Annotated in this window: 17 protein-coding genes and 1 pseudogene; 6 read left to right on the top strand and 12 right to left on the bottom strand. The window is 73.3% G+C overall.

Annotation, left to right across the window (positions count from 1 at the left end; translation table 11 throughout):
- Positions 1–21 precede the first annotated feature (21 nt).
- The 12 genes from M446_RS09150 to M446_RS09095 form a co-directional block, all read right to left on the bottom strand.
- Positions 22–1,416: an FAD-dependent oxidoreductase gene (locus M446_RS09150; protein WP_012331815.1), complete on the bottom strand. Its 1,395-nt coding sequence runs from the start codon at positions 1,414–1,416 to the stop codon at positions 22–24.
- A complete protein-coding gene (locus tag M446_RS09145; RefSeq protein ID WP_012331814.1) occupies positions 1,413–2,036 on the bottom strand; it encodes a cysteine hydrolase family protein in 624 nt (207 codons plus the stop codon). Before M446_RS09145 ends, M446_RS09150 begins: the two co-directional genes overlap by 4 nt.
- The gene (locus tag M446_RS09140) at positions 2,033–4,105 is read right to left on the bottom strand and encodes a hydantoinase/oxoprolinase family protein (RefSeq protein WP_012331813.1); all 2,073 of its coding nucleotides are present in this window, start codon (positions 4,103–4,105) and stop codon (positions 2,033–2,035) included. The genes M446_RS09145 and M446_RS09140 overlap by 4 nt, the downstream gene beginning before the upstream one ends.
- Positions 4,102–5,787 (bottom strand): hydantoinase B/oxoprolinase family protein, encoded by a 1,686-nt coding sequence (locus tag M446_RS09135; protein WP_012331812.1) that lies wholly within the window; start codon positions 5,785–5,787, stop codon positions 4,102–4,104. Before M446_RS09135 ends, M446_RS09140 begins: the two co-directional genes overlap by 4 nt.
- Complete coding sequence (locus M446_RS09130) at positions 5,784–6,683, bottom strand: isocitrate lyase/PEP mutase family protein (protein WP_012331811.1); 900 nt, start codon at positions 6,681–6,683, stop codon at positions 5,784–5,786. Before M446_RS09130 ends, M446_RS09135 begins: the two co-directional genes overlap by 4 nt.
- A 63-nt stretch (positions 6,684–6,746) precedes the next feature.
- Positions 6,747–8,150: an MmgE/PrpD family protein gene (locus tag M446_RS09125; RefSeq protein WP_012331810.1), complete on the bottom strand. Its 1,404-nt coding sequence runs from the start codon at positions 8,148–8,150 to the stop codon at positions 6,747–6,749.
- Between the two features lies 1 nt (position 8,151).
- The gene (locus M446_RS09120) at positions 8,152–8,853 is read right to left on the bottom strand and encodes an ABC transporter ATP-binding protein (RefSeq protein WP_012331809.1); all 702 of its coding nucleotides are present in this window, start codon (positions 8,851–8,853) and stop codon (positions 8,152–8,154) included.
- Complete coding sequence (locus tag M446_RS09115; protein ID WP_012331808.1) at positions 8,846–9,589, bottom strand: ABC transporter ATP-binding protein; 744 nt, start codon at positions 9,587–9,589, stop codon at positions 8,846–8,848. The genes M446_RS09120 and M446_RS09115 overlap by 8 nt, the downstream gene beginning before the upstream one ends.
- A 3-nt stretch (positions 9,590–9,592) precedes the next feature.
- A complete protein-coding gene (locus tag M446_RS09110; protein ID WP_012331807.1) occupies positions 9,593–10,549 on the bottom strand; it encodes a branched-chain amino acid ABC transporter permease in 957 nt (318 codons plus the stop codon).
- Positions 10,546–11,418 (bottom strand): branched-chain amino acid ABC transporter permease, encoded by an 873-nt coding sequence (locus M446_RS09105; protein ID WP_012331806.1) that lies wholly within the window; start codon positions 11,416–11,418, stop codon positions 10,546–10,548. The genes M446_RS09110 and M446_RS09105 overlap by 4 nt, the downstream gene beginning before the upstream one ends.
- 4 nt (positions 11,419–11,422) lie before the next feature.
- Positions 11,423–12,643 (bottom strand): ABC transporter substrate-binding protein, encoded by a 1,221-nt coding sequence (locus tag M446_RS09100; protein ID WP_012331805.1) that lies wholly within the window; start codon positions 12,641–12,643, stop codon positions 11,423–11,425.
- Positions 12,640–13,452: a GntR family transcriptional regulator gene (locus M446_RS09095; RefSeq protein ID WP_012331804.1), complete on the bottom strand. Its 813-nt coding sequence runs from the start codon at positions 13,450–13,452 to the stop codon at positions 12,640–12,642. Before M446_RS09095 ends, M446_RS09100 begins: the two co-directional genes overlap by 4 nt.
- A gap of 434 nt (positions 13,453–13,886) precedes the next feature.
- Here M446_RS09095 and M446_RS35100 point away from each other — a divergent pair.
- The 6 genes and pseudogenes from M446_RS35100 to M446_RS09070 form a co-directional block, all read left to right on the top strand.
- Positions 13,887–14,153: pseudogene (locus tag M446_RS35100) on the top strand (transposase); the annotation flags it as partial.
- Between the two features lie 182 nt (positions 14,154–14,335).
- The gene (locus tag M446_RS38835; RefSeq protein ID WP_043701033.1) at positions 14,336–14,536 is read left to right on the top strand and encodes a transposase; all 201 of its coding nucleotides are present in this window, start codon (positions 14,336–14,338) and stop codon (positions 14,534–14,536) included.
- 664 nt (positions 14,537–15,200) lie between these two features.
- Positions 15,201–15,461 (top strand): hypothetical protein, encoded by a 261-nt coding sequence (locus tag M446_RS09085; RefSeq protein ID WP_236728742.1) that lies wholly within the window; start codon positions 15,201–15,203, stop codon positions 15,459–15,461.
- Between the two features lie 28 nt (positions 15,462–15,489).
- Positions 15,490–16,731, top strand: coding sequence for a CaiB/BaiF CoA transferase family protein (locus M446_RS09080; RefSeq protein WP_012331802.1), 1,242 nt, complete (start codon positions 15,490–15,492; stop codon positions 16,729–16,731).
- Complete coding sequence (locus M446_RS09075) at positions 16,728–17,654, top strand: hydroxymethylglutaryl-CoA lyase (protein WP_012331801.1); 927 nt, start codon at positions 16,728–16,730, stop codon at positions 17,652–17,654. Before M446_RS09080 ends, M446_RS09075 begins: the two co-directional genes overlap by 4 nt.
- Positions 17,655–17,696: 42 nt before the next feature.
- A complete protein-coding gene (locus tag M446_RS09070; RefSeq protein ID WP_012331800.1) occupies positions 17,697–19,052 on the top strand; it encodes an MFS transporter in 1,356 nt (451 codons plus the stop codon).
- Positions 19,053–19,119 lie beyond the last annotated feature (67 nt).

The raw sequence follows: 19,119 nt of genomic DNA, 5'->3' as shown, positions 1-19,119 counted from the left end.
GAGCCTCCTCCCGGTGTCTCGTCAGCCGGCAGCGAGCGCGCCGGCGCTCGCCCCGGCGACGCGGCCGAGCGCCACCGCCGCCAGGAGCCCGTTGCCCGACAGGTAGCCGCCCGGCCCGGTCCCCGACACGCCGCAGGCCGCGCCCCCGGCGGCGAACAGGTTCGGGATCGCGCCGCCCGCCGCCGTGAGCACCCGGGCCGCGTCGTCCACAACGAGGCCGCCCTGGGTGTGGAACAGGGCGCCGGTGACCCGCACCGCCCGATAGGGCGCAACGAGCGCCGGCACGCCCGCGAAGGAGCGTCCGAAAGCGTCGCGCCCGCCCGCTTCCTTGAGCGCCTCGACCTCGGCCAGGGTGGCGGCCAGCGCGTCCTCCGGGAGGTGGAGGCGGGCGGCGAGATCCGCAACGGTGTCGGCCGCCACGATCGCGCCCGCGTCCTGCGCCCGGCGGAAATCCTCGAACTGGGCGGCGATGCCGGCGATGCGGGCGTCGAACACCGTCACGGCGGTGCCGCCGGGCTGGCGCAGCACCTCGGCGGCCTGCTCGGAATAGCCGCGGCTCTCGTCCGCGAAGCGGCGGCCCTCGGCATTCACCTGGAAGCCGCCCTCGGTGACCGTCGCCCAGGTGATCAGGATGCCGTGCGGGTGCGCCACCGAGCCATGGCCCTGGTGGCCGGAGAGGTGGCGGGTCGCCGCGCCGAGCGCCTCGCCCCAGAGCAGCGCGTCGCCGCGATTGCCCTCGTGGCCGAAATACAGGGCGCCCGCGAGCTCCGGCACGTGGCGGGCGACCAGGGCCTTGTTGCCGCCGTAGCCGTTGCAGGCGAGCACCAGCGCCGCGCAGGCGAGCGTGTCCCGCGTGCCGTCGGGGCGCACGAGGCCGAGCCCCCGGATCGTCCCCGGCCCGGCGAACAGGGTGTCGACGGCGGCCCCGCACAGGATCGGGATGTCTGCGGCCTCGACGGCGGCGCGCAGGCGGTCGACCAATTCCTCGCCGGAGCGGCTCGGCAGGCCGTGCATGCGATGGACGCGGTGGCCCGGGTAGCGGAAGTCGGTGATCACCGACAGGTCGAGGCCGTGGCGGTCGGCGAGCCATTCGAGGGCCGGGCCGATGGTCCGGGTCAGGAGGCGGACCAGACCGGGGTCGGGCTCGCTCCCGGCCTTCGCCATGATGTCGGCGGCGAAGTCCTCCGGGCTGTCGGCGATGCCGGCCGCCCGCTGCCACCGCGTGAAGGGGGCCGGGATCAGGCCGGCCGAGAGCGCGGTCGAGCCGCGCGGCACGGGATCGCGCTCCAGCACCAGCACCTCGGCGCCGGCCTCGCGGGCGGCGAGCGCCGCCACGAGGCCGGCGGCACCCGCGCCGATCACCGCGACCGGCACGGCAGCGGCGAAGGCGACGCCCTCGGCGCAGGCGACGGTCATGCGCCGGTCTCCGCCATGATCTCAGCCAGGATCTCGGCGACCGTCGCCACCCGGCAGACCGGGCGCAGGGCCTCGACGGCGGTCTCGTGGACCTCGGCCGAGAAGGCCGCGCAGCCATCCGACAGCAGCGTCACCGCGAAGTCGCGCACGTGGGCGTCACGCACCGTCGAGGCGACGCCGCCGTTGGTGACGATGCCGGACACGATCAGCCGCTCGATGCCGCACTTGCGCAGGACCCATTCGAGCCGCGTCATGTAGAAGGCCGAGTAGGCGACCTTCTCGACCGTGAGGTCGGCGGGCTGCAGGTCGTCCACCAGGGCGTGTCCCCAGGCGCCGGGCAGGAAGTCGCCCCGCGTCAGGAACGGGCGCAGTGCGCGCAGGTGGGGGGAGATCAACGGCTCGCCGCCCCGGCCCGGCACCAGGGTGAAGTGGGTCGAGACGACGAAGCCGCCCCGCGCCCGGAGCGCGTCCGCGAGGGGCTTCAGCCGCGCCGGCAGGGCGGCGATCTCGGGCGCCGCCTGCCCGGCCCGGCCGTAGGCGCCGTCCGGGTGCAGGAAGTCGTTCTGGAGATCGCAGATCAGGAGCGCGGTGCGCGCCAGGGGGATCGTGGCGTCGCTCATGCGGCCTCGCCTGTCCGGGTGACCACGACGTTGCCCAGCCGGTCGATCCGCGCGGTCAGGTCGGGATCGATGACCGTGGTGGCGTCCGGCTGCTCCAGGATCGCCGGGCCGGGGATCTCCGCCCCGACCGGCAGGTCGAGCCGCGCGAACACGGCCGCCTCGTGCCACGCGCCGTCGAACCACACCGGCCGGCTGCCGCGGCGGGCGGCCTCGAACGAGGCGTCCGGGCCGGGCGCCAGGGCCGCGAGATCGAAATGCGGCCGCCGGCCGATGGCGGCGGTGCGCAGGTTGACGATCCGGGCCGGCACCCCGGGCAGGAGCCGGCTGAACGAGGTCCGGTAGGCGTCCTCGAACGCCGCGTGGATCAGCGCCGCGCTCACCCCCGTGGTGCCCTCCGTCACCCGGACGGGCAGCGGCACCGCCACCGTGTGGGTCTGGCCGGCATAGTGCATGTCGAGCGCGAACACCGTGTCGATGCGCGACACGGTCAGGCCGGCCGCCTCGACCACCGCGCGGGCGGCACCGGCCTCCGCCACCATGCGGGCGTCGAGGGAGGCGGCATCGAGGCCGTCGAGGGCGAGGTTCAGGGTCCGGACCTGATCGTGGCGGATGTCGGCGATGACGCAGCCGAGCGCCGAGGTGACGCCGGGAAAACGCGGCACCAGGGCTCCCTTCAGACCGACGTCCTTGATCAGCGCCCCCACGTGCAGGGCGCCGCCGCCGCCGAACGGGACCGCCGCGAAGGTCTGCGGGTCGTAGCCGCGCTCGATCGAGACGAGGCGGATCGCCCCCGCCATCTTGGCGTCCGCCACCCGCACGATCGCCTCGGCCGCCGCCATCACGTCGAGGCCGAGGGGTTCGGCGACGTGCGCCGCGATGGCGGCGCGGGCGGCCCCCACGTCGAGGCGGGCGAGCGCCCCGCCGATCGGCCGCTCGGCGTTGATGCGCCCGAGCACCACGTTGGCGTCGGTGAGGGTGGGCCGCGCGTTGCCCTGGCCGTAGCAGACCGGACCCGGCCGCGAGCCGGCGCTCTCGGGCCCGACCTGCAGGAGCCCGCCCGCATCGACCCGGGCGATCGAGCCCCCGCCGGCCCCGATCGTGCTGATCTCGATCATCGGCGTGCGGATCACGAGGCCGAAATCGATCACCGTCTGGGCCGCGAGGGCGGTCTCGCCCCCGACCACCAGGGAGACGTCGAACGAGGTGCCTCCGAGGTCGCCGGTGATCACGTTCGGGAAGCCCGCGGCCTGCGCGATCGCCGCCGCCGCGATGACCCCCGCAGCCGGCCCGGAGAGGGCCGTGCGCACCGGGAGCCGGCGCGCGGTGGCGGTGGACATCACGCCGCCGTTCGACTGGACGATGTGGAAGCGGCCGGCGAAGTCCTCGGCGGCGAGCGCCGCGTCGAGCTTGCCCAGATAGGTCCCGACCACCGGCTGAAGGTAGGCGTTGAGCACCGTGGTCGAGGTGCGCTCGAATTCCCGGATCTCCGGCAGGATGTCCGACGAGCAGGCGACGTGCCCGTTCGGCCAGACGGCGGCCGCGGCGGCGAGCGCCGCGCGCTCGTTCTCCGGGTTGGCGTAGGCGTTGACGAAGCAGATCGCCAGCGCCTCGGCGCCGAGGTCCAGGAGCCGGCGGGCGGCCGCCGCGACCTCCTTCGGGTCCACCGGCCTGCGCACGCGTCCGTCCGCGAGGGTGCGCTCATCGACCTCGAGGCGCAGGTCGCGCTCGACCACCGGCACGAAGTCGCCCCACAGGCCCCAGGTGTGGCGCCGGTCGCGCCGGCGCATCTCCAGCACGTCGCGGAAGCCCGCCGTGGTGATGAGGCCGATGCGGGCGCCCTTCCGCTCCAGGAGCGCGTTGGTGCCCACCGTGGTGCCGTGCACGATCGAGGCGAGGCCCGCCACCGGCCCGAAGCCCTTGAGGCCGGCGAGGAAGCCGACCGCCTCGTCGCCGCGGTGCGAGGGCACCTTGCCGGTGCGGAAGCGGCCGTTCGCCTCGTCGTAGTGGAACAGGTCGGTGAAGGTGCCGCCGACGTCGACGCCGACGATGGCGCGGGCGGGATCGCTCATCGGGCCTCTCCGGGTTCGACGCCGTAGTCGCGGGCGGCGGCTCCCGGCGTGACGTAGCCGAGGCGCAGGTCGCGGCGCAGGGCCTCGCGGGCGCGCTCCGCGGGCGGGCCCCAGCCGCCGCCGCCGGGCGTTTCGAGGCGCACGCGCTCGCCGGCCCGGATGCGCACGTCGGTGACCTTCGAGATCATCGGCGGGCTCGCCCAGCCCCCCGGCGTCTGCCAGGCGAAGCGGTTGAGGGCGGCCGGGCGCCCGCCCGCCACGCCGAAGGGCGGGACGGTGCCGCGTTCGCCGATCAGGAACACGTCGGCGTCGGTCAGGGCCTCGATCTCGTAGACCGCGCCGAGGCCGCCGCGATGGGTCCCTGCCCCGGCGCTGTCCGGGCGCAGGGCCCATTGGGTGAACAGGACCGGGTAGGCCGCCTCGAGGATCTCCACCGGCGGGATCGTCGCGGTGGAGATCGGGTTGTTGGCGTGGCTGAGCCCGTCCGTCTCCGGGTTGCCGCCCAGCCCGCCCCCGAAGAACGAGAACATCACCCAACGGCTGCCGTCCGGGCGGTGCCCGGCGAGCGAGAGGGCGTTGATCGTGCCGAAGGGCGCCGCGGTGGCCCGGGCCGGATCGGCCTGCGCGAGGGCGCCGAACACCACCCCGATCAGCCGCAGGATGGTCTCGGTGTAGCCCGCCATCGGCCTCGGGGCGCCCGCACCCAGCAGCGTGGTGTCCGGGATCACGAAGGTGATCGGCCGCAGGCAGCCGGCATTGGCCGGCACGTCGGTGAAGACGTGCTTGAGCGCCACGTAGCAGGCCGCGACGGCGGTCGCGTAGGAGATGTTGATCGGCCCCTGCGCGGGAGGCGAGGAGCGCGAGAAGTCGAGCCTCATCCGGTCGCCCTCCACCGTGAGGTCCAGGGCGATGGTCAGGGGCGCGTCCACGATGCCGTCGTTGTCGAGGACGTCCGCGAAGGCGAAGGTGCCGTCCGGCAGCGCCCGGATCGCGGCGCGCATCAGCGCCTCGGCCCGGTCCGAGAAGGCCGCGAAGGCCGTCGCCACCGTGGCGTCGCCGTACGCGTCGAGGAGCGCGGCGAAGCGGCGCTCGCCGAGGTCGAGGGCGTTGAGCTGACCGTTGAGGTCGCCCCAGTTCGAGACCGGGACCCGCGAATTGGCGGCGAGGAGGTCGACGAGGTCCTGGTTGAGGCGCCCGGCCGCGATCAGCTTGACGGGCGGGACGCGCACGCCTTCCTGGAAGCTCTCGGTGGCCTTCGGGTTGTAGCCGCCCGGGACGTTGCCGCCGATGTCGAGCCAATGGCCGACCGAGGCGAGCCAGCAGAACAGCCGGCCCTCGCGGAAGACCGGCCTCACCAGCCGGAAATCGTTGAGGTGGGTGCCGCCCGCGTAGGGGTCGTTGAACAGGAACGTGTCGCCCGGCTCCAGGCCGCCCTCGCGGGCCACCTTGGCGATCACCGCGCGCACCGCGAAGGCCATGGCGCCGACGAAGATCGGCAGGCCCCGGGTGCCCTGGACCAGGGTGTCCCCGGTCTCGGCGTGGTAGAGGCCGTGGCAGGCGTCGCGGGCCTCGGCGATGATCGGGTTGAAGGCCGAGCGGTAGAGCGTCGCGTCCATCTCGTCGGCGATCTGCTCCAGGCGGCCCTTCAGGACCGCCAGGGTGACGGGATCGATCGCGGTCATCGGCCGGCCTCCCGGCCGGGGACGGTCTGCGGTCCCGCGGGCCCCTCGTAGGAGCGGCCGCGGGCGATCATCTCTGGCGTGCCGATCAGGGCGTTGAGCTGCGCGAAGTCGAACATCCGGTCGGCGAAGGGCGCGTTGGTGCCGCTGCGCGCCAGGGAGCCGTAATAGGCCTGCGCGGTGCGGGCGAGCGCCCGCACGATGCCGCCGGGAAAGATCACCAGCCGGAAGCCGAGGCGCCCGAGATCGGCCGCGGAGGACAGCGGCGTGTCGCCGCCCTCGACCATGTTGGCGACGAGGGGGCGCACCGGCCCGAGCGCCGCCGTGACCGCGGCGAGCTGCTCGGCCGAGCGCGGCGCCTCGACGAACAGCACGTCGGCGCCGGCCTCCGCGTAGGCCCGGGCCCGCTCGACGGCGCGCTCGAACCCCTCCACCGCCACCGCGTCGGTGCGCGCGACGACCAGGGTCTCGGCGCTGCGCCGGGAATCGAGCGCCGCCCGGATCTTGCCGACCATCTCGGCCGCGCCGATCAGGCTCTTGTCCTGGAGATGGCCGCAGCGCTTGGGATAGCTCTGGTCCTCGAGCTGGATCGCGCTCGCCCCCGCCCGCTCGAACAGCCGCACCGTGCGCTCGACGTTGAGGGCGTTGCCGTAGCCGTTGTCGGCATCGACCACGAGGGGCGTCGCCACCCGGTCGCGCACCAGCGCGATGGTCTCGGCGACCTCGCTCATCGACACGAGGCCGATGTCGGGCCGGCCGAGCCGGGTATAGGCGATGGCCGCGCCCGAGAGGTAGAGCGCCTCGAAGCCCGCGTCGGTCGCGAGCGAGGCGGTGAGGGCGTCGTAGACGCCGGGAGCGACGAGGACGCGGTCCTCGGCGAGGCGGGACTTCAGGGACATGACGCGGGACTTCCTGATTGTCGTCCTTGGCGGATGGTCTCGGCGCGCGGCGGGGAAAGCGGCCTACGCGATCAGGGCGAGGAGCGGCCCGAGGTCGGCGGCGCGGTCGATCTCCGCCACCGCCGCGGCGATGCGGTCCGCCCGGGCGCTCCCCCAGACGGGGCCGGCGAGGGCGCGGAACTTCGCGCGGACCTCCTCGGGGGCGTAGGGATCCTCGGTGTCGCCGCGGTTGGTCTCGACCTCCGCCGAGAGGCGGCGCCCATCCGCCAGGCTCAGCGTGACCCGAGCCGGGCGGAAGGCCGGCAGCCGCGCGGTCATGGCCGGATCCTCCCGCACGCTCACCCGGCGGGCGAGCGCCAGGATGCGCGGATCGGCCCGGGCCTCCGGCCGGAAGGCCGCGACATCGGCCTCTCCGCGCATCAGGGCGGCGGCGAGCGTGTAGGGCAGCGAGAACTTGGCGGCGAGCATCGTCGCGGGGGCCGGGTGGTCGAACTGCGCCGCCCAGACATAGGTGGCGACCTCGACGGCGCGCACCGCTCCGGGATCGATCGGCCCGGCCTCGGCGCGGATCCGCGCCAGGGCGTCGAGGGCAGCGTGGGTGTAGCGGCAGGCCGCGTGGCGCTTGAAGTAGTTGCGGGCGATCTCCCAGCGCGTGCCGAGATCCTCAATCATCGCCGCGGCGCTGAAGCCCTCGGCGATGACGCTCCCGTAGACGGTGGCGATGCCGTCGCGCTCGGGCAGGAATCCGCTCTCGGCGAGGTCCCAGGCGGTGAGCCCGAGCTGGTTCGAGAAGCCCGCATAGGCATTGCGGATGGTCGCCCCCTCCAGCATCGTGCGCCGGCTGGTGGCGAGCCCGAGGGTCGCCGCGATGCCGGCCGCCCGGCCGATCCCGGCCGCGTCGGCGCCGTTGAGGCGCGCCACCGCGAGGGCGGCGCCGACCGTGCCCCAGGTGCCGTGCGGGTGCATCGCCACGGCGAGGCGCGAGGCGATGCCGATGCGCGCACCGATCTCGTAGCCGAGGGCGATGGCGGCGAGCAGCGCCGGGCCGCCGGTCCCGCGGTCCTGCGCGGCGGCGAGGGCGGCCGGCACCACGTGGATCGCCGGATGGCCGCGGGCATATTGGTTGCCCTCGTCGAGTTCGAGGGCGGTGCCGGCGCAGCCGTTGACGAGGGCGGCGTCGCGGGGATCGAGGCGAAGCCCGCTGCCGGGCGCCGGCGCCGGGCCGGGGCGGCGGGCCGCGAGGCGCTCGGCCAGCGCCCGGCACTCGGGCTCCTGCAGGCCGGCCGCGATCACCCCGAGACTGTCGAGGAGGACGAGCTTGGTGCGCTCCACTACGGCGGCGGGCAAGTCGGCGGGGGTGAGATCCGCCGCGAAGCCGGTCCAGCGCGCGAGCCAGGCCGGCGCGGGCGCCGCGCCGGGGCCGAGCAGTTCCGAGGCCGGTATGATGCCGGGGGTGACGATGCCCATCTCAGAGCCCCAGATAGGCCCGGCGCAGGGCCGGGTCGGCGGCGAGCGCGGCGGCCTCGCCCTGCAGCGAGACGGCCCCGTTCTCCAGGATGTAGGCGCGGGTCGCGAGATCGAGCGACTGCACCACGTTCTGCTCCACCAGCATGATCGGCAATCCTTCGCGGTTGAGCCGCGCCACGAGGGCGAACATCTCCTCGACGAGGAGCGGCGAGAGGCCGAGCGAGGGCTCGTCGAGGATGAGCAGGCGGGGCTCGGCCATCAGGCCGCGGCCGATGGCGAGCATCTGCTGCTCGCCGCCCGAGAGCGTGCCGGCGGCCTGCCCCGCCCGCTCCCTCAGGCGCGGGAAGGTGGCGTAGACGCGCTCCAGATTGGCGCCGCGCCGCGCCCGGCCGCGCCGGTAGCTGCCGAGTTCGAGGTTCTCGCGCACGCTGAGGTTCGGGAAGATCCGGCGCCCCTCCGGCACGTGGATCAGGCCGGCCTCGACGATGGCGGCCGCGGAGAGGCCGGTGATCGGGCGGCCGTCGAACCGGATCGTGCCGGCGCGCGCCGGCAGCACCCCGGACAGGACCTTGTTGAGCGTGGTCTTGCCGACGCCGTTGGCGCCGAGCACGGCGACGATCTCTCCCGCCGCCACCGCGAGGTCGAGGCCGCGCAGCACCTCGGTGGCGCCGTAGCCGGCGCGCAGGCCCGTCACCTCAAGCATCGGAGGCCTGCGCCTCCAGGCGGGCGGCGGCGCCCCGGCCGAGATAGGCCTCGATCACCCGGGGGTCGCGGCAGACCTCGCGCGGCGGGCCGGAGGCGACCATGCGCCCCTGCGCGAGGACGTGGACCTCCTCGCACAGGGTCATCACGGCCTGCATGATGTGCTCGATCATCAGGATGGTGACCCCCTCGGCGCGGATCGCCCGCACCACCGGCAGGATGTCTCGGATCTCCGAGGGGTTGAGCCCGGCCAGCACCTCGTCGAGCAGGAGGAGCCGCGGCTCGGTGGCGAGCGCGCGCGCGACCTCCAGGCGCTTGCGCCCGGCCACCGTCAGGCTGGCGGCCGGCCGGTCGAGCAGGGCGCCGAGCCCGACGCGGGTGCCGACTTCGCGGGCCCGCGCCACCGCCTCGGCCCGGCGCGGATGGCGCAGGTAGGCGCCGACCGCGATGTTCTCGGCCACGGTGAGGCCCGCGAAGGGCTGGACGATCTGGAAGGTGCGGGCGATGCCCCGGCGCGCCCGCAGGTGCGGCGCCTCGCCGGTGACGTCCCGGCCCTCGAACAGCACCCGGCCGGCGCTCGGGGCGAGGAAGCCGGAGATCATCCCGAACAGGGTGGTCTTGCCGGCCCCGTTCGGGCCGATCAGCCCGGTGATCGAGCCGGCCGGCACCGCGAGCGAGGCGTCGCTCACCGCGACGAGCCCCTGGAAGCGCTTGGTGAGGGATTGGGCGGCGAGCATCGTTCAGGCTCCCGCGGCCGCGGCCCGGCGGCGGAGGAGGCCGATGAGCCCCTGCGGCGCGAAGGCGATGACGGCGACGAGGCAGATGCCGAACACGACGAGGTCGAGGCCCGGGACGCCGCCGGAGAGGTGCTTGGTCGCCTCGCCGAGCCCCTGGAGGGCGAGCGCCCCGACGAGCGGCCCGAAGGCGGTGCCGATGCCGCCGACGATGGGCGCGAGCAGCGCCTCGACGGAGATCCAGGTGCCGTAGGCGACGCCGGCGTCGAGGTAGAGGAAGTGCTGCACGTAGAGGGCCCCGGCCGCCGCGGTGATCGCCGCGGAGAGGGCGATCGCCCCGAGCTTCACCCGCAGGGCGTCGACGCCGAGCGCCCGGGCCGCCTCCTCGTTCTCGCGCACGGCGATCAGCTGGGCGCCGAAGCGCGAGCGCTCGATCCAGCGCGAGGCGAGGAGCGCCGCGCCGACGAAGCCGAGCACCAGCAGGCAGAACAGGCGCCGGTCGGCGAACTGCATGGTGCCGAAACCGGGCTGGAGCGTCAGGAGCAGTCCCGCCGCCCCGCCGGTGAGGTCGGCGGCGTTGGCGAGGATGCGGAACACTTCCGCGAAGGCGAGGGTGACAAGGGCGAAGTAGGAGCCGCGCAGGCCGGCCCGGAAGCTCAGGGTGCCGATCAGGAACCCCGTCGCGGTGCCGAGGCCGATCCCGGCGGCGAGCCCGGCCCAGGCGTTCCAGCCGAACCTGAGCTGGAGCACCGCCGTGGCGTAGGCGCCGGTGCCGAAGAAGGCGGCGTGGCCGAAGGAGTACTGGCCGCCGAAGCCCCCGAGCACGTTCCAGCCGAGGCCCGCGAGCGCGATGATCAGCGTCGTGATGAGGAAGTTGAGGGCGCTGCCCGAGAGGCCGAGGAAGGCCAGCGCTCCCAGCGCCGCCAGGGCGAGGAGCGGGGGCAGGACGTCGCGAAGGGTCATGCGCGCGCCCCGAACAGGCCGGTCGGCCGCACCAGCAGCACCAGGATGAAGATCAGGAAGATGCCGATCTGCCCGAGGCTGTCGCCGAGGATGAGGCCGGAGAAGCTCTCGACGACCCCGATCACCAGGCCGCCCACCAGCGCGCCGGTGATCGAGCCCATGCCGCCGAGCACAACGATGGTGAAGGCGACGAGCACGAAGGCGGCGCCCGAGCGCGGATTGACGTAGTAGGTCGGCATCAGGAGGCATGCCGCCACGCCCAGGCAGGCGCAGCCGAGGCCGAAGGTGACCGCGTAGACGTGGTCGACCTCGATGCCGACGAGGCGGGCCCCGAGCTTCTCGCGGGAGACCGCCCGGATCGCCCGGCCCGTGTCGGTGCGGTTGAGGAGCAGCCAGAGCAGGCCCGTGACCACGAGCGAGCCGGCGAGGCCGATCAGCCGCGGGGTCGAGAGCAACAGCGGCCCGACCTCGACCACCTGGAGCGCCGCGTCGGACTCGATCGCCCGGGTGTCGGAGCGGAACGCCGCCAGCAGCGCGTTCTCCAGCACGATCGAGAGACCGAGGGTGACGAGCAGCACGTTGTCGTCGCTGCCGTGACTCGCCGGGCCGATGACGAGGCGCTGGAGCCCGTAGCCGAGGCCGAACATCAGCGGCACCACGGCGATCAGCGCCAGGTAGGGATCGACATGCGCGGTGGCGGAGGCGCCCCACACCGCGAACATCGCGCAGGTCAGCAGGGCGCCGTGCGCGAAATTGATGATGTGCAGCACCCCGTAGACCAAGGTCAATCCGAGCGCGATCAGCGCGTAGACGGCCCCGGTCATCAGGCCGTTGAGGGCCGCCTCGATCAGGATCTGGGGCGCGTACATCGGCTCAGGCCCTCAGGGGAAAGTTCGGCTTGGCCTCGGCGAAGCCGTCCGGGGCGATCACCTTGACGTCGCCGCCCTGGACCTGCGTGTTGAGGGGCAGCGCGCTGGCGTTCTGGCCGCCGGCGAAGCGCGACTGGCCGTAGGGCATCACGCCGCTGCCGAAGCTCTGCGTGGCCAGCGCCTCGATGATCCGGGCGCGGTCGGGGGCGCCGGCCTTCTCGATCGCCTCGGCCATCAGCCGCACGGCCGAGTAGTTCATCGGCACGTTGTAGGCGAAGGCGCGGCCGGCCGCCTCGGTCCGTCGGCGCAGTTCGGCCGCGGCCGGGTTCTTCGGATCGGGCCAGTGGTTGCAATCCATCACCCCCTCGGCGGCCTGAGGGAACTCCTTGACGAAGCGGAGGCTCGACGCGCCGCCGCCGAGGATGGCGTAGATGCCCTTGGGGCGGACGCGCTGCTGCTGCAGGGTGCGGGCGAGGAGAACGAACTCGCCGTAGTAGTTCGACGGAACGACGAGGTCGGGCTGCAGCGAGCGGATGCGCAGCACGACGTTGGCCATGTCGCGGGCCGGAGTCGGATGGGCGATCGTCTCCAGGATCTCGAAGCCGCGCTTGGGCAGCTCGGCCTGGAGCAGCTTGGCGAGGCCCGAGCCGAACAGCCCGTCCTCGTGCACGATCACCACCGTGCGGGCGGGCTTGCCGGCCCCGTCATTGAGGGCGACGAGGCGCTCCAGGGCGCTCGTCGTGACCATGCTGAAGCTCGGGGAGAACCGGAAGGTGTTCCTGAGGCCGCGCTGCGTGAGCGAATCGGCGACGCCGACATCGATCAGGTAGGGCAGGTCGTAGCGGGCCGCCGCCTGGCTGGCGGTGGCGCACAGGCCGCTGCCGAAGCCGCCCACGATCGCGGCGACGCCCTCGCCCGCGAGGCGCTCGGCCTCCTGGGCGGCGGCTTCCGGGTTCGAGCGGTTGTCGGCGATCACCGCCTCGATCCGGGCGCCGCCCAGCGCCTTGAGGCCGCCCGCGGCGTTGAGGTCTGCCACCGCGAGTTCCGCCCCGAGGCGGCCGAGGTCGCCGTCGCCGGCGAGCGCCCCGGTGAGCGGCTGGAGGATGCCGATCTTCACCGGCGCGGGCTCGGCCCGCAGCACCGCCGGCATCGCGAGGAGCGAGGCGGCGGCCGCGCCGCCCGTGAGCACGCGGCGGCGGTTCGGGACGCGATCGGACGCGATCATCGGGCGGGTCTCCTCTGCGCGGCGGCGCGGGCAGGTCTGGGTGGGGGTGGCGCGGCGGGCGCCCAGTGCCGCTCGCCCGCCTCGCCGGTGCGCACGAGGTCCATGCGCAGGGCGTAGCGGTCGGGCCGGTAGAGGGCGTGCAGGTGCTCGACGCCGCGTCCCTGCGGGTCGTAGACGACGCGGGTGAGGTCGATGACGGGGGCGCCGAGGCCGAGGTCCAGCGCCTCCGCGGCCTCGGGCCCGGCGAGCGTCGCGGTGATGGCCTGCGTGGCGCGCGCGGCGGCGACGCCCGAGCGCTCCATCAGCTCGAGGAGCGGCGTGGTGACGAGGTCGGCCTCCGAGTAGGACAGGCCGATCCGCTCGGGCACGTGCGTGGTGAGGTACGAGAACGGCTTGCCGTCGATCAGGCGCACCCGAACGGAGCGCTGCACCCGCTCGCCCGGCGCCAGCACCAGCGCCTCGGCGATCGCCGCCGGGGCCGGCTCGTAGCCGAAGGACAGCAGCCGCACGCCGGTCGCGCGGCCCATCTGGATCAGGCCCGAGAGCAGGTTCGGCAGATCGGCGACCACGGGCCGCGCCGCGCCCTCCTGGCGCACGAAGGTGCCCGATCCCGCGCGCCGCTCCACCAGCCCCTCGCTCGACAGGAGGTCGAGGGCGCGGCGCACCGTCGCCCGCGACAGGCCGTGCTCGGCCGCGAGCGCCGGCTCGCCGGGCAGTCGCGCGCCGTTCGGCAGGCGGCCCCCGGCGATGCGCTCGCGCAGGAGCAGGTAGAGCCTGCGCGCCTTGTGCGGTTCGATGGCCGCCGCCATGCGGAACTCCCTGGCTCACGCCTTGCCGGGCCGAGAGCGGGTCAGTCATCTGTACGGTTATGCGAACAGCTTCCTGTCTGTCAATTCGGACAGGCACGGTTCCGCTCTCCAGGGGCCGCGCCCCGTGGAGCGGCGTTGCCGAGGCGGAGCGAGAGATCGGGCCTGCAGCCGCGCGCTGCAGGGCACGGCTGCAGGCCCGATCTCTCGCGAGGGTGGTCACCGACGGTGACCGGTGCGGATCGGCTTGCTCGCACGAACCCCGAACCCGGGAATCCCGATCACCAGGCGGACGGTGAGCCTTCGGCGTGAACCGCCCCGGATCTCCCGGAGACTCCGCTTGTCGGGAGGACCGCGCCGTGGCGCCGCATAAGCCACTCTTCTTCGGGAGGAGCCACGCGAGCGATCTGGCGCGAGCGATCTGGATGGTCCGAGAGCGCCAGGGCGATCGCGACCGAACCCTGGAGACCCGGCTCGGCACGCTTGAGCTGAAGGTGCCCAAGCTCAGGAGCGGCCCCTCCGCCTTTCCGCCGTTCCTGGAGCCCCGGCGCACGATCGAGAAGGCGCTCACCGCCGTGATCCAGGAGGCCTGGATCTCAGGCGTGTCCACCCGCCGGGTGGAGGACCTGGTGCAGGCCATGGGCATGAGCGGCCTCTCCAAGAGCCAGGTCTCCAAGCTGGGCAAGGAGATCGACGAGCGCGTCATACGCCATCCGGTTGATTGCTTCGCCATCTCCCATTCCCAGAGCCCAGCAATCCCGCGTCGCCACAGCCATCCGCGAGGTCTTCGTCCAGCCGACACAGGACAAGGCGCGCGAGTTATGGCGCGCCATTGCCGCCTCTGCTCACAGCAGCCTGCCGAAGCTGGCCCGGGCGATGGAAGGGCGTGGTCGGCATCTTCCCCAACGAAGCCTCGATCGTCCGGCTGATCGGTGCCGTGCTGATCGAGGCCAACGACGAGTGGTCGCTCCAGCACCGCTATCTCGGCCTGGAGCCCCTGAACGGTCTCGCCTCCGGCGCCGACGACGCGCCAAGCCTGCTTGCTCCACCCGCCGAGCCGGTTCACCTTCCACCCGCGGCGGCCTGACCGATCCCACCGGTGGCCCTCCTCCAATTGCCACCACTCCGGTGGACGCGACCCAGATCCGCCGTTATCGCGGCCGACTGCTCGTGACCCAAAGCGGCCCCTCGCAGCATCTGTCTGGAATGTCCGGTTGTGAGGGTTGTCCGGACATATGATTTCCTGACACGCTTCCCTGACATCCACCGCCACGCGGAGCTTTCGCATCAGGTTCGTAAGCGTGCGGCTAGCTGGCTCACCCCTCCATGTGACAGCAGGGCGAGATCCACGGGACCGACTCCCGCGAGGACGCGCTGCCGGAGAAGGCCGGCCAGCAGCGCCCAGCAGTGGGTGAGCACGACCTGGAGGCGTGGAACGCCTGTCGCCGCCTCGCCCGGCGGAAAGTTGCCGCCTGTCCAGCGACCGCCGGAACTGACCCCCGGATATGCGGCCTGTATTACCCCGGCCGGGGGACGGGCTCGCGGAATGATAAACTAAGCAATAGATGGCACGTGCGGTCAAGCGTTGCCATGGACGAACCGCACAAAACTCACTTGTGCTAAACCCACTTCTCTGCTTCCCTGCCTGCAATCATGCGCCTGAGCTAAATACTCAGGCTGCGCCGACCTGATTGCCTCCGCGCGTTCTTCGGATGGCGGGAGCGCCGGCGCTGAACCAGGGAGGTGCGCCGGTGCCGCTGAACCTGACGCAGAAGCTCGTCCGCTCGCACCTCGTCGATGGCCGCCCCGACCCGGGCGAGGAGATCGAGATCGCGGGCATCGCCGCCGCGCTGCAGGCGGGCCGCGAAATCGTCGCCATCGTCGGGGGCAAGCGGCAGATCCAGCTTCGCCACGACCTGTCGCGGCGCCAGACCGAACTGCTGCTGAAGGGCGGCGTTATCAACTGGCTGCGCGAGCGGCTCGGCGCCGGTTCCGCGCAGCACGTCGCCTGACCCTTCCCCCAGAGCCGGTCGAACCGCGATGCCGACACACGATTCCGCCCCCTCCAGCGGCCCCCTGACGGGCCTGCGCATCCTCGAACTCGGCCATTTCGTCGCCGCCCCGTTCGGGTCGCGGCTGCTCGCCGACCTCGGGGCTGACGTGATCAAGGTCGAGGCGCCCGGCGGAGACCCGGTGCGCCAGTGGGGACGGCAGGTCGAGGGCGCGGGCGCGCCCTGGACCTCGATGCACCAGCGCAACAAGCGCAGCCTCGTGCTGAACCTCAAGGATCCGCGCGCGGTCGAGGTCGTGCTGCGCCTCGTGCGTACCTGCGACGCGGTGATCGAGAACTTCCGCCCCGGCCAGCTCGCCAAGATGGGCCTTGGCCGCGAGGCGATGGAGGCCGCGCGGCCCGGCATCGTGGTCGCCAGCATCTCCGGCTACGGGCAGGACGGGCTCTACCGCGACCGCGCCGCCTTCGGGGTGATCGGCGAGGCGATCGGGGGCCTGCGCTACCTCACCAACCACCCGCCCTCCGTCTCGGACCTGCCGCCCGTGCGCGTCGGCGTCTCGATCGGCGATTCGATCGCCGGGCTCTACGCGGCCTTCGGCATCGTGGCGGCCCTGTGGGCGCGCGACCGGAAGGAGGGCGGGGACGGGCGCGGCCGTGCCATCGACGTGGCGCTGACCGAATCCGTGCTCTCGATGATGGAGGGCATGCTGCCCGAATACGGCGTATTCGGCTCGGTGCGGCATCCGACGGGTGCGCGCATCGCCACCGCCTCCCCCTCCTCCGCCTACCCGACCGCGGACGGCAAGTGGATTCTGATCGCCGGCAATTCCGAGCCGATCTTCGCCCGCCTGACCGCCCTGATGGGGCAGCCCGAACTGGCGCAGGATCCGCGCTTCATCGGCAACGGCAAGCGCGTGGCGAACGTCGAGGACCTCGACCGGATGATCGGCGCTTGGAGCGCCACGCATTCCGCTGCCGACCTGGAGCGGATGCTGGCCGAGGCCGACGTGCCCTCGACCATCGCCTACACCGCCGCCGAGATTGCCGCCGACCCGCAGTTCCGCGCCCGCGGCATGGTGCAGGAGGTCGAGGACCCGCAATTCGGCACGGTGCTGCACGCGGGCATCGTGCCGCACGTGCCCGACGATCCGGGCCGCATCCGCTGGCCCGGCCCCCGCGCGGGGGAGCACACCGACGCGATCCTGCGCGATGTGGCCGGGCTCGACGCCGACGCGATCGGGAAGCTGCGCGAGGACGGAGTGGCGGCATGACGCACGACGTGGTGGAGATCGTCGAGGTCGGGCCGCGCGACGGCTACCAGGGCATCGGCCCCTTCATCCCGACAGAGCGCAAGATCGAGATCCTCGGACGCCTCGTCGCCGCGGGTCTCCGGCGCATAGAGATCGGTTCCTTCGTGAGCGCGACGGCGCTGCCGCAGATGCGCGACACGCCGGAGGTGCTCGCCGCCTGCGCGCGCTTCCCCGGCCTCGAACCCCAGGTGCTGGTGCCGAGCGAGCGGCGCGGGCGCGACGCGGTAGCGGCCGGCGCGCGCCGCCTCGTCTTCGTGCTCTCGGTGTCCGAGGCGCACAACCGCAACAACGTCCGGCGCTCGCCCGGGGAATCGGCTGACGAGTACGACCGCCTGCTGCGAGCGATCCCCGGCGAGGTCGCGATCCGCCTCGACCTCGCGACCGCCTTCGACTGTCCCTTCGAGGGCCGCGTCCCGGAGGAGAAGGCGCTGGCGCTGCTCGACCGCTTGGTCGCGCTCAAGCCCGACGCCGAGATCTGCCTGTGCGACACGACGGGACGCGCCGACCCGGCGCATGTCGGGCGGCTGTTCGCGCGGGCCAAAGCTCGCTTCCCCCAGGCGAAGGCCTGGGCGCTGCACGCGCACGACACCTACGGGCTCGGGCTCGCCAACGTGCACGCGGCCTACCGCGAGGACGTGCGGGTCTTCGACGCCTCCTTCGCGGGCCTCGGCGGCTGCCCCTTCGCGCCCGGCGCCACCGGCAACGTTGCGACCGAGGACCTCGCCTGGATGTTCGCCCGGATGGGCGTCGGGACCGGGATCGACCTCGACGCGCTCGTCGCGGTGGCACGCGAGGGAGCGGCACTGCCGGGCGGCCTCGCCGGCGGGCGGGTGCGCGACGCCTACGGCGCCGGCACGGCCTGCCTCGCGCAGGCTGTCACCTGAGGCGAGACGGGGGCGCAGCGCAGCGAGACGAGGGAGGAACATATGGCAGCCGGCGATGCGGTCCTGCGCGAGGACGCCTCCGCTCCCTGGTACGCGGGCCTGACGGCGCGACATTGGCGCATCCTCTGGGGCAGCTACCTCGGCTGGATCTTCGACGGCTATGAGGCGGTGGCGCTGGTCTACGCGCTCCGCCCGGCGCTGAACTCCATCCTCACGCCCGAGCAGGCGCAGGCGCCCGCCTTCTACGTCGGCGCGGCGATCGGCATCACGCTGCTCGGCTGGGGGATCGGCGGCATGCTGGGCGGCATCGCGGCGGATTACATCGGCCGCAAGCGCATGATGATGCTCTCCATCCTCGGCTACGCCATCTTCACGGGGCTGACCGCCTTCGCCGGGAGCTTCGCGCAGCTCGCGCTCTTGCGCTTCATCACCGGCCTGGCGATCGGCTCGGAATGGAGCACCGGCATCGCGCTCGTCGCCGAGACCTGGCCGAACCGGGCGCGGCCGAAGGGCTGCGGCTTCCTGCAATCGGGCTTCGGCGGCGGCGCGGTGCTGGCGGCGATCGTCTGGGCGGTGCTGGCGGCGACCAACCCGCTCGGCTCCGAGAGCTGGCGCATCATGTTCGCGCTCGGCGCGCTGCCGGCCTTCGTCTGCCTCTACCTGCGCCGCGCGCTGGAGGAATCCGAGCGCTGGATGACGGCGCTCAAGGAGCAGCGCTGGGCCGCCACGACGGAGGACGCGCAGAGCGGCCGCGTGCACAAGACAGCGCAGCGCCCCTTCACGCTCACCGAGATCTTCCGCGAGCCGGAGAGCCGGCGGCGCGTGCTGCTGGCCACCGTGATGTCCTTCGCCACGACGGTGGGCTGGTGGGCGGTATCGTCCTGGCTGCCGGCCTACACCGAGGCGCTGGCCAAGGCGGCGGGCGAGCCCGCCAACGTCTGGGGCCCGCGCATGGGCATCATCTACAACATCGGGGCGATCGCCGCCTACCTGGTCTCGGGCTTCCTCGCCGACGCGATCGGGCGGCGCAAATTCCTGATCCTGACCTATGCGGGCTGCCTCGCGACCTCGGTGCTCGCCTATGTGTGGACCGGCGGTCTGACCACCTTCATGGTCATCGCCTTCCTGAACGGGGTCTTCACGCTCGGCTTCTCGTTCAGCTGGATGGCGATCTACCTCGTGGAGCTGTTCACGCCGGCCGTGCGGGCGACCGCCGCGAGCTTCGTGTTCAACGGCGCCCGCCTGATCGCCTGGATCTTCCCGATCATCGCCGGCCAGATCGTCACCTCGTTCGGCGGCGTGGCGCGGGCGGCGCTGATCATGAGCAGCGTCTACGTGCTCGGGCTGATCGTGCCCTGGTTCATGCCCGAGACCACCGGCAGGCCGCTGCCGGAATAGCTTCTGGACAGCCGCCGCAGGTGGCGGACGCGCGTGCGAGCCTCTTCCCGCGGCTCGCCATCGTGCG

It is taken from the genome of Methylobacterium sp. 4-46, from assembly GCF_000019365.1.
Classification (GTDB): domain Bacteria; phylum Pseudomonadota; class Alphaproteobacteria; order Rhizobiales; family Beijerinckiaceae; genus Methylobacterium.
Note: the sequence above shows the minus strand (reverse complement) of the source record. Positions and strands in the feature narration are given on the sequence as shown.

Excerpts from the sequence above, each read along its gene's own strand:
- M446_RS09135 (WP_012331812.1), bottom strand. The coding sequence starts at position 5,787 with ATGACCGCGATCGATCCCGTCACCCTGGCGGTCCTGAAGGGCCGCCTG.
- M446_RS09145 (WP_012331814.1), bottom strand. The coding sequence starts at position 2,036 with ATGAGCGACGCCACGATCCCCCTGGCGCGCACCGCGCTCCTGATCTGC.
- M446_RS09125 (WP_012331810.1), bottom strand. The coding sequence starts at position 8,150 with ATGGGCATCGTCACCCCCGGCATCATACCGGCCTCGGAACTGCTCGGC.
- M446_RS09150 (WP_012331815.1), bottom strand. The coding sequence starts at position 1,416 with ATGACCGTCGCCTGCGCCGAGGGCGTCGCCTTCGCCGCTGCCGTGCCG.
- M446_RS09140 (WP_012331813.1), bottom strand. The coding sequence starts at position 4,105 with ATGAGCGATCCCGCCCGCGCCATCGTCGGCGTCGACGTCGGCGGCACC.
- M446_RS09100 (WP_012331805.1), bottom strand. The coding sequence starts at position 12,643 with ATGATCGCGTCCGATCGCGTCCCGAACCGCCGCCGCGTGCTCACGGGC.
- M446_RS09075 (WP_012331801.1), top strand. The coding sequence starts at position 16,728 with ATGACGCACGACGTGGTGGAGATCGTCGAGGTCGGGCCGCGCGACGGC.
- M446_RS09115 (WP_012331808.1), bottom strand. The coding sequence starts at position 9,589 with ATGCTCGCCGCCCAATCCCTCACCAAGCGCTTCCAGGGGCTCGTCGCG.
- M446_RS09120 (WP_012331809.1), bottom strand. The coding sequence starts at position 8,853 with ATGCTTGAGGTGACGGGCCTGCGCGCCGGCTACGGCGCCACCGAGGTG.
- M446_RS09095 (WP_012331804.1), bottom strand. The coding sequence starts at position 13,452 with ATGGCGGCGGCCATCGAACCGCACAAGGCGCGCAGGCTCTACCTGCTC.
- M446_RS09130 (WP_012331811.1), bottom strand. The coding sequence starts at position 6,683 with ATGTCCCTGAAGTCCCGCCTCGCCGAGGACCGCGTCCTCGTCGCTCCC.
- M446_RS09080 (WP_012331802.1), top strand. The coding sequence starts at position 15,490 with ATGCCGACACACGATTCCGCCCCCTCCAGCGGCCCCCTGACGGGCCTG.
- M446_RS09105 (WP_012331806.1), bottom strand. The coding sequence starts at position 11,418 with ATGTACGCGCCCCAGATCCTGATCGAGGCGGCCCTCAACGGCCTGATG.
- M446_RS09110 (WP_012331807.1), bottom strand. The coding sequence starts at position 10,549 with ATGACCCTTCGCGACGTCCTGCCCCCGCTCCTCGCCCTGGCGGCGCTG.
- M446_RS09070 (WP_012331800.1), top strand. The coding sequence starts at position 17,697 with ATGGCAGCCGGCGATGCGGTCCTGCGCGAGGACGCCTCCGCTCCCTGG.